This is a genomic window from Streptomyces sp. SID5910, from assembly GCF_009862125.1.
GTDB lineage: Bacteria > Actinomycetota > Actinomycetes > Streptomycetales > Streptomycetaceae > Streptomyces.
Genome location: NZ_WWHX01000696.1, coordinates 1 through 8160, shown reverse-complemented (window position 1 = coordinate 8160; position 8160 = coordinate 1). Strand labels below are relative to the sequence as shown.

Sequence of the window (8160 nt, the reverse complement as noted above, 5' to 3'; positions counted from 1 at the left end):
GGGTGCGGACGCCGGGCGTCGCCGCGAGGGCGCGGGCCGGGCCGGCGCGGTGGGTGACCCAGTGGACGCCGCCGCGCACGGCGACGGCGCTGCCGCGGGCGGTGTGGTCGGGGGACCCGGAGCCGAACCAGTGGGCGGCGTTGACCGGGTACGCCTGGAGGTCGACGCGCGAACCGCCGAGCCGGATGTCCAGCCGGCGCGGCTCGGCGCCGTCCAGGTCGTCCAGGGTCCACAGCTCACCGGCGCTGGAGTAGACGACGCGGGTGCCGTCGGTCGCGGCGTGCCGGGCGTAGAAACCGTCGACCGGGGTGTGCCGGCGCAGGTCGGAGCCGTCGGCGAGGGACGAGTAGAGGGCGCCGGTGCCCTCGTGGTCGGAGAGGAAGGCGATCCGCTCCCCGACCCAGAACGGATACTCGATGTTGCCGTCGAGGTCGGCGTGCAGCCGTACGAACTCGCCGTCGTCCTCGGCGTCGATCCACAGCTTGCCCGCCGTGCCGCCCCGGTACCGCTTCCACCAGGCGGCCTCGCGGCCCATCGTCACGGACAGCAGCACGGTGTGCGGCCCGTACGCGACGTCGCCGACGGGCCCGTACGGCAGGGTCGTGGCGGGTCCGCCGTCGAGCGGGACGGCGCGGGCCCAGCTGCGGCGCAGGCTGGCCTGGCCCTGGGTGCTGAGGGCGAGGACCTGTCCTTCCGGGGTCCAGCCGCGTACCTGGGTCTTCAGGCTGCCCCAGTGCGTGAGGCGTCTGGCCGGGCCGCCGTCGACGGGCGCGATGTGCACCTCGGGGGCGCCGTCGCGGGTGGAGGTCCAGGCGACGGTGGTGCCGTCGGGCGAGATCCGCGGGTGGTTCACCGGCATGTTGTCGGCGCTCACCCGCCAGGCCCGGCCGCCGTCGAGCGGGGCGAGCCACACGTCGTCCTCGGCGGTGAAGGCGACCAACTCGCCGTGCGGGTGCGGAAAGCGGAGGTAGGCAGGCGCTGCGGGCTGAGTCACCCGCACAGCCTATGCAGGGACGCGGGTCGATCGACAGGGGTTCGGGATCAGTTCCCGCCCAGGTGCGCGCGGGTGACGGCCGGGCCGGGCGGGCTATTTGCCCTCGACGGGTCGGCAGTGTGGATCCTCCGGGCACCAGAGGGTCCGGGTGACGGTGACCGTGGGGCCCGGCCGGTCCTGGGTCGGCCGGTCCGCGGGTGCCGGGGTCCTGGCGTCGCAGTTCCCCAGCCCCTTGACCCGGAACCACTCCTTGCCGTCCACCTTCGCGGTCAGATCGCCGCGCACGCAGGCGCCGTTGACGACGCGGGTGACCTTGCCGTCGACGGTGATGTCCTGTCCGCCGTCCGTCTCGCCCTCGCAGTGGACGGAGGCGACGGTGTCCGCGGTCGCCGAGGCGGTGCCGTCCCGGTCGCCGAAGGAGGCGTTGCAGGTGAGCCACCGCACCTCGGCGTCCCGCCGCTCGAGTTCGCGCGTCACGGTCTGGTCGGTCGTGTAGGCCACCGTCGCGGAACTGAGTCCGCCCGGGTCGCACGCGACGAGTCCGCCGACGGCGACGGCCGAGCCGACGACCACCGGAGCCATGCGCCGAATCCGTCTCAAAGCCCCCATGGAGGGCAGCCTGCCACCGCCGTGCGGCCCGCGGTAGGGCGCATACGGCCACTCCTCACTACCGTAAGCGGATGAGCACCAAGCGCCGCCTCAGGAAGCTCGTCGTGGACGAGACCGCCGTGTACCGGTGGTCGGTGAGCCACCGGCACAGCACCGAGGGGCCCTGCGCGGAGGTGCTCACGCTGGGCCGGGACGGGACGACGACACGTCTCGTGTTCCTCGGCGGCCAGGGCCGTTTCGTCCCCGACGGGTGGCTGCACTCGGGCTGCGTGGCCATCGGCGAGGCGTCGCTCAACCTGCACGAACCCGGTGTCGTACGGGCGTTCGTCGACGAGGCGGCCCGGCGCGGGCTCCTCGGCGGGCCCGCGGAGGTGGACGGCTGGGAGCTGTTCCCGGCGGTCGCCGCCGCCCGCGCACGGGACGCCTGAGCCGCGGGAGGCCTGACCGGGGGGCCGTCAGCTCCAGCGGCCGGTGCGGGCCAGCAGGACGGCCGTCGCGGCGGTGCCCGCGGTGGAGGTGCGCAGCACGCTGCGGCCCAGCCGGTACGGCTTCGCACCGGCCTCCGCGAACAGGGCCAACTCCTCGGGGGACACACCCCCTTCGGGCCCGACGACCAGCACGATGTCGCCGGACGCGGGGAGTTCGGCGGCGGCCAGCGGCTCCTCGCCGCTCTCGTGCAGTACGGCGGCGAAGGCCGCGTCGGCCAGAAGTGACGCAACCCGCTTGCTGCTCGCCGCGTCCGCGACCTCGGGGAAGCGGACCCGGCGGGACTGCTTGCCGGCCTCCCGGGCCGTCGCCCGCCACTTGCCGAGCGCCTTCACACCGCGGTCGCCCTTCCACTGCGTGATGCAGCGGGACGCCGCCCACGGCACGATCGCGTCGACCCCGACCTCGGTCATCGTCTCGACGGCCAGCTCTCCCCGGTCGCCCTTGGGCAGCGCCTGGACGACGGTGACACGGGGCTGCTCCGACGGCTCCTCGCGGACGCTGTCCAGGCCGGTCACGACCAGGCGGTCCTTGCCCTCGGCGGCCTTCACCACGCCCTCGGCCCAGCGTCCGCGCCCGTCGGTGAGGACGACGTCCTCCCCGGCGCGCAGCCGCTTCACGGAGACGGCGTGCCGTCCCTCGGGGCCGTCGAGGACGTACTCCCCGCCGGGCAGGTCCCCGGGCCGGAGGGAGTCGACCACGAACACCGGTGCCGTCATCGGCCCGTACCTCCCGTCACGTACTGCGACAACGCTGTCCCCGCGGACGCGAGTTCGGCCGCGAGGACCTCCACCAGCTGTCCCGCGGGCAGCTCCCGGGCCAGCCGGTGGCCCTGTCCCGCCCACAGCGCCATGCCCTGCGCGTCACCCGCCTTGGCCGCGGCCTTGCGCAGCGGCGAGGTCAGGTGGTGCACCTCCGGGTAGGCGGCGGGCGCGTACGGGCCGTGCTCGCGCAGGAAGCGGTTGACCAGGCCGCGGGCGGGGCGGCCGGAGAAGGCGCGGGTCAGTTCGGTGCGGACGAACAGCGGGTTGGTCAGCGCCTGCTTGTGCAGGGTGTGCGCGCCGGACTCGGGGGTGGCGAGGAAGGCGGTGCCGAGCTGGGCCGCGCTCGCGCCCGCCGCGAGGACCGCGGCGATCTGGGCGCCGCGCATGATGCCGCCGGCGGCGACGACGGGCAGGCTCACGGCCTCCCGGATCTGGGCGACCAGCGACAGCAGCCCGATCCCGGCGCCGCCGGTCTCCGGGTGGTCGCGGTGCGTGCCCTGGTGTCCGCCGGCCTCGACGCCCTGCGCGATCACCGCGTCGGCGCCGGACCGCTCGACGGCCCGGGCCTCGTCGGCGGTGGTCGCCGTGACCAGGGTGAACGTGCCGACGCGGTGCAGCGAGTCGACGACCTCGTCACTCGGCACGCCGAAGTGGAACGACACCACGGGCACCGGGTTGTCCAGCAGCACCGCGAGCTTGGTGTCGTAGCCGTCGTCCCGGCCGCACTCGGGGTCGCCGAGCTCGGTCCCGTACCAGGCGGCCTCGCCGGCCAGCTGATGGGCGTAGACGCCGACGGCCGAGGGGTCGGCGGTCTCCGGCTGCGGCATGAAGAGGTTGACGCCGAAGGGGCGTGCGGTCAGGCCCCGCACCTGCTTGATCTCCTGGTACATCCCGTCCGCGGTCTTGTACCCGGCGGCCAGGAATCCCAGCCCTCCCGCCTCGCAGACCGCGGCGGCGAGCTGCGGCACGGAGACGCCGCCCGCCATGGGCGCCTGCACGATCGGGTAGGGGAAAAGATCGGTCAGTGCGGAGGACATGAGCGCATGTTGTCACGTCCTCCGCACAAGTCCGAATCCGGGCTTCCGTCGGCATAGTCCAGAAGCAACGTCCCCACGGAGCCCTGCCGGGGGCGGTCTCAGCACCCCCTCGGAAGCCGCCCGTCAGCGACCGTTGAACGCGTCCTTCAGCCGCGAGAACAGGCCCTGCTGACCCGGCTGACTGTGCCTGCCCGGGGGACGACCCCCGGACCCCCGGCAGAGCACCGGGCACCGCGCGCGGAAGACCCGGAACACCGCCCCAAGCCGCCCGTCAGCGCCCGTTGAACGCGTCCTTCAGTCGCGAGAACAGGCCCTGCTGACCCGGCTGGAACTGGCCCTGGGGCCGTTCCTCGCCGCGGAGTTTGGCCAGTTCGCGCAGGACTCGTTCCTGCTCGGGGTCGAGCTTGGTCGGGGTGGTGACCTCGACGTGGACGATGAGGTCGCCCCGGCCGCCGCCGCGCAGGTGCGTGACGCCGCGCCCGTGCAGCGGGATCGACTGGCCGGACTGGGTGCCCGGGCGGATGTCGACCTCCTCCATGCCGTCCAGCGTCTCCAGCGGCACCTTCGTGCCGAGGGCCGCCGCCGTCATCGGGATGGTGACCGTGCAGTGCAGATCGTCGCCGCGCCGCTGGAAGGTCGAGTGCGGCAGCTCGTGGATCTCGACGTACAGGTCGCCGGCGGGGCCGCCGCCGGGGCCGACCTCGCCCTCGCCCGCGAGCTGGATCCGCGTGCCGTTGTCCACACCGGCCGGGATCTTCACGGTCAGGGTGCGCCGGGAGCGGACCCGGCCGTCGCCCGCGCACTCGGGGCACGGCGTCGGCACGACGGTGCCGAAGCCCTGGCACTGGGGGCAGGGCCGCGAGGTCATGACCTGGCCCAGGAAGGACCGGGTGACCTGCGAGACCTCACCGCGGCCGCGGCACATGTCACACGTCTGCGCCGACGTGCCGGGCGCCGCGCCCTCGCCGTTGCAGGTGTTGCAGACGACCGCCGTGTCGACCTGGATGTCCTTGGTCGTGCCGAAGGCCGCCTCGTCCAGCTCGACCTCGATGCGGATCATCGCGTCCTGGCCCCGGCGGGTGCGCGAGCGCGGCCCGCGCTGCGACGCCGTACCGAAGAACGCGTCCATGATGTCCGAGAAGTTCCCGAAGCCACCCGCGCCGAAGCCGCCCGCGCCGGCGCCACCGGCCTGCGAGAGGGGGTCGCCGCCGAGGTCGTAGACCTGCTTCTTCTGCGGGTCCGACAGCACCTCGTAGGCGGCGTTGATCTCCTTGAACCGCTCCTGGGTCTTCGGATCGGGGTTGACGTCCGGGTGCAGCTCGCGGGCGAGCCTCCGGAACGCCTTCTTGATCTCGTCCTGGGACGCGTCGCGGCGTACGCCGAGTACGGCGTAGTAGTCCGTGGCCACCTACGACTCCGCCAGGATCTGTCCGACGTACCGTGCCACTGCGCGTACCGCTCCCATCGTTCCCGGGTAGTCCATGCGGGTCGGTCCGACCACGCCGAGCTTGGCAACCGCCTCGCCGCCCGAACCGTAGCCCACCGACACGACGGACGTGGAGTTGAGTCCCTCGTGGGCGTTCTCATGACCGATACGGACGGTCACGCCCGGATCCTTCGCCTCGCCGAGGAGCTTGAGGAGCACGACCTGCTCCTCCAGGGCCTCCAGGACGGGCCGGATCACCAGGGGGAAGTCGTGCCCGAAGCGGGTGAGATTGGCGGTGCCGCCGATCATCAGCCGCTCCTCGTTCTCCTCGACCAGCGTCTCCAGCAGGGTGGAGAGCACGGTGGAGACCGTACCGCGGTCCTCCGCCTCGAAGGCGTCCGCGAGATCCTCCACCAGGCTCGGCACGTCCGAGAAGCGCCGTCCCGCGACCCGGCTGTTGAGCCGCGCCCGCAGATCCGCGAGGGACGCCTCCCCGAAGGGCGCCGGGCAGTCGACCATGCGCTGCTCGACCCGCCCGGTGTCCGTGATCAGCACGAGCATCAGGCGCGCGGGCGCCAGGGAGAGCAACTCCACGTGCCGCACGGTCGAGCGGGTCAGCGACGGGTACTGCACGACGGCGACCTGCCGGGTGAGCTGCGCGAGCAGCCGCACCGTGCGGGCCACCACGTCGTCGAGGTCGACGGCGCCCTCCAGGAAGTTCTGGATGGCGCGCCGCTCGGGCGCGGTCATCGGCTTGACGCCGGCCAGCTTGTCGACGAACAGCCGGTAGCCCTTGTCGGTCGGGATGCGCCCGGCGCTGGTGTGCGGCTGGGCGATGAAGCCCTCGTCCTCCAGGGCGGCCATGTCGTTGCGCACGGTCGCCGGGGAGACGCCGAGGTTGTGCCGCTCGGTGAGGGCCTTGGAGCCGACGGGCTCCTCGGTGCCGACGTAGTCCTGGACGATGGCGCGCAGCACCTTCAGCCTGCGTTCACTGAGCATCGCGCACACCTCCAGAAGCCGTCCGCCCGGTGTTCTCCCTGGCACTCACCGTGTTCGAGTGCCAGACTTCCCCGGCCCAGTGTACGGCCGTGGGGTACGCCCCCGGCAAGGCCGGGGCGCCACCGTCGTGCTGGAGCGGCGTACCGGCGCTAGCGTCGCCGTCGTGACGGTGACTTGGGAAGACCTGGGGTGGGAGCGGCTGGCGGCCGGGGTGGGGCGGTGCCGCCTGCCGGGGTGGGACTGCACGGCGGGGCTGGTCGTCGGCGCGGACGCGGCGCTCGCGGTCGACGCCGGGTCGAGCCTCGGCGAGGGCGCGCGGTTGCGGGTGGCGGCGCAGGAGCTCGCCGGGCACCGTGTGACGCATCTCGCGCTGACCCACCCGCACTTCGACCACGTCCTGGGCGCCTCGGCGTTCGCGGGCGCGGAGGTGTTCGGGGCGGTGGGCACGGCCGCGCTGCTGGCGGGGGCCGGCCGGGAGGCGCTGCGGGCGGACGCGGTGGCCGAGGGCCTGGACGCCGGGCTCGCGGAGGAGGCCGCGGACGCCCTCGTCGCGGTGCGGCACGAGGTGTGCGGCGAGTGGACGCTCGACCTGGGCGGCGGCCGGCAGGTGCTGCTGGCCAACGTGGGCCCCGGGCACACCGGCCACGACCTCGCGGTCCTGGTGCCGGGCGAGGTGGAGGTGGTGTTCTGCGGCGACCTGGTGGAGGAGTCCGGAGAGCCGCAGGCCGGTCCCGACGCGGTGCCGTCGCAGTGGCCGGCCGCGCTGGACCGGCTGCTCGGCCTGGGCGGCGAGGACGCGCTGTACGTGCCCGGTCACGGCGCGGTGGTGGACGCGGCGTTCGTGCGGGCCCAACGGGACGCGCTGGCCGCCCGCTTCGGCGTGTCGCGCTGATCACGGCGCCGGCGTTCCTCGTATCGTCGGCAGAATGCGCCAGTACTCCGCCGATCTGACCCCGCCGTGGAAGAAGCCGCAGCCGGTGCCCGAGGTCCCGGCCGACCCCGGTCTGGTGGTCGAGGAGCCCGTCACCGGCTTCTGCGGCGCGGTGATCCGCTGCGAGGCGGGCACGGTGACGCTGGAGGACCGCTTCGGCAAGCACCGGGTGTTCCCGATGGAGCCGCGCGGGTTCCTGCTGGAGGGGCGTGCGGTGACCCTGGTGAGGCCCGCCGCGGGTCCTGCGCGTCCGACCCGTACGGCATCCGGTTCCGTGGCCGTGCCGGGCGCCCGCGCGCGCGTGGCCCGCGCCGGGCGCATCTACGTCGAGGGGCGGCACGACGCCGAGCTGGTCGAGAAGGTGTGGGGGGACGACCTGCGCGTGGAGGGCGTGGTCGTGGAGTACCTGGGGGGCGTGGACGACCTGCCGTCGATCGTCGCGGACTTCGCGCCGGGAGCGGACGCGCGTCTCGGTGTCCTGGTGGACCACCTGGTGCCGGGGTCGAAGGAGTGGCGGATCGCGGAGGCGGTGACGAGCGAGCACGCGCTGGTGGTGGGGCACCCGTACATCGACATCTGGGAGGCGGTGAAGCCGTCGTCGGTGGGCATCGAGGCGTGGCCGCGGGTGCCGCGGGGGGAGGACTGGAAGACGGGGGTGTGCCGGGCGCTGGGGTGGCCGTCCGACAACACGGGTGCGGTGTGGCAGGCCATCCTGGCCAAGGTCGGCTCTTACAAGGACCTGCGGCCGGAGCTGCTGGGACGGGTGGAGGAACTGATCGACTTCGTGACGGCGTAAGGATCTCGCCCCCGCCGCCCCTTCCCGTCCCGACCCGGGGGCGCTGCCCCCGGACCCCCGCTCCTCAAACGCCGGAGGGGCTGATTTCAGCCCGTCCGGCGTTTGAGGACGAGGCCGT

Annotated in this window: 8 protein-coding genes and 1 pseudogene; 3 read left to right on the top strand and 6 right to left on the bottom strand. The window is 73.8% G+C overall.

The features are described 5' to 3' along the window. Together GTW67_RS24375 and GTW67_RS24370 are read right to left on the bottom strand one after the other, a co-directional pair. A pseudogene (locus tag GTW67_RS24375) lies at nucleotides 1-1000 on the bottom strand (peptidase S41); the annotation flags it as partial. Nucleotides 1001-1087: 87 nt separating this feature from the next. Next, the gene (locus GTW67_RS24370) at nucleotides 1088-1576 is read right to left on the bottom strand and encodes a hypothetical protein (RefSeq protein WP_161166942.1); all 489 of its coding nucleotides are present in this window, start codon (nucleotides 1574-1576) and stop codon (nucleotides 1088-1090) included. Nucleotides 1577-1674: 98 nt separating this feature from the next. On the opposite strand from GTW67_RS24370, the gene GTW67_RS24365 reads away from it, so the two are divergent. Continuing rightward, on the top strand, nucleotides 1675-2031 hold the full coding sequence (locus GTW67_RS24365) for a hypothetical protein (protein WP_161166941.1): 357 nt from the start codon (nucleotides 1675-1677) through the stop codon (nucleotides 2029-2031). Between the two features lie 27 nt (nucleotides 2032-2058). On the opposite strand, the gene GTW67_RS24360 is transcribed toward GTW67_RS24365, so the two are convergent. The 4 genes from GTW67_RS24360 to hrcA all read right to left on the bottom strand — a co-directional run bounded on the left by GTW67_RS24360 (nucleotide 2059) and on the right by hrcA (nucleotide 6315). After that, complete coding sequence (locus GTW67_RS24360; RefSeq protein ID WP_161166940.1) at nucleotides 2059-2808, bottom strand: 16S rRNA (uracil(1498)-N(3))-methyltransferase; 750 nt, start codon at nucleotides 2806-2808, stop codon at nucleotides 2059-2061. After that, complete coding sequence (locus GTW67_RS24355) at nucleotides 2805-3890, bottom strand: nitronate monooxygenase (RefSeq protein ID WP_161166939.1); 1086 nt, start codon at nucleotides 3888-3890, stop codon at nucleotides 2805-2807. Before GTW67_RS24355 ends, GTW67_RS24360 begins: the two co-directional genes overlap by 4 nt. A 271-nt stretch (nucleotides 3891-4161) precedes the next feature. Continuing rightward, nucleotides 4162-5298: a molecular chaperone DnaJ gene (dnaJ, locus tag GTW67_RS24350; RefSeq protein ID WP_161166938.1), complete on the bottom strand. Its 1137-nt coding sequence runs from the start codon at nucleotides 5296-5298 to the stop codon at nucleotides 4162-4164. Then, entirely contained in the window at nucleotides 5299-6315 is a 1017-nt protein-coding gene (hrcA, locus tag GTW67_RS24345) for a heat-inducible transcriptional repressor HrcA (RefSeq protein ID WP_161166937.1), read from the bottom strand. A gap of 163 nt (nucleotides 6316-6478) precedes the next feature. Here hrcA and GTW67_RS24340 point away from each other — a divergent pair, with 163 nt between their 5' ends. Both GTW67_RS24340 and GTW67_RS24335 read left to right on the top strand, forming a co-directional pair. Then, a complete protein-coding gene (locus tag GTW67_RS24340) occupies nucleotides 6479-7207 on the top strand; it encodes an MBL fold metallo-hydrolase (protein WP_161166936.1) in 729 nt (242 codons plus the stop codon). Nucleotides 7208-7241: 34 nt separating this feature from the next. Continuing rightward, on the top strand, nucleotides 7242-8042 hold the full coding sequence (locus GTW67_RS24335) for a DUF3097 domain-containing protein (RefSeq protein ID WP_161166935.1): 801 nt from the start codon (nucleotides 7242-7244) through the stop codon (nucleotides 8040-8042). Nucleotides 8043-8160: the final 118 nt, after the last annotated feature.

Excerpts from the sequence above, each read along its gene's own strand:
- hrcA (WP_161166937.1), bottom strand. The coding sequence starts at position 6,315 with ATGCTCAGTGAACGCAGGCTGAAGGTGCTGCGCGCCATCGTCCAGGAC.
- GTW67_RS24370 (WP_161166942.1), bottom strand. The coding sequence starts at position 1,576 with ATGGCTCCGGTGGTCGTCGGCTCGGCCGTCGCCGTCGGCGGACTCGTC.
- GTW67_RS24335 (WP_161166935.1), top strand. The coding sequence starts at position 7,242 with ATGCGCCAGTACTCCGCCGATCTGACCCCGCCGTGGAAGAAGCCGCAG.
- GTW67_RS24360 (WP_161166940.1), bottom strand. The coding sequence starts at position 2,808 with ATGACGGCACCGGTGTTCGTGGTCGACTCCCTCCGGCCCGGGGACCTG.
- GTW67_RS24365 (WP_161166941.1), top strand. The coding sequence starts at position 1,675 with ATGAGCACCAAGCGCCGCCTCAGGAAGCTCGTCGTGGACGAGACCGCC.
- GTW67_RS24355 (WP_161166939.1), bottom strand. The coding sequence starts at position 3,890 with ATGTCCTCCGCACTGACCGATCTTTTCCCCTACCCGATCGTGCAGGCG.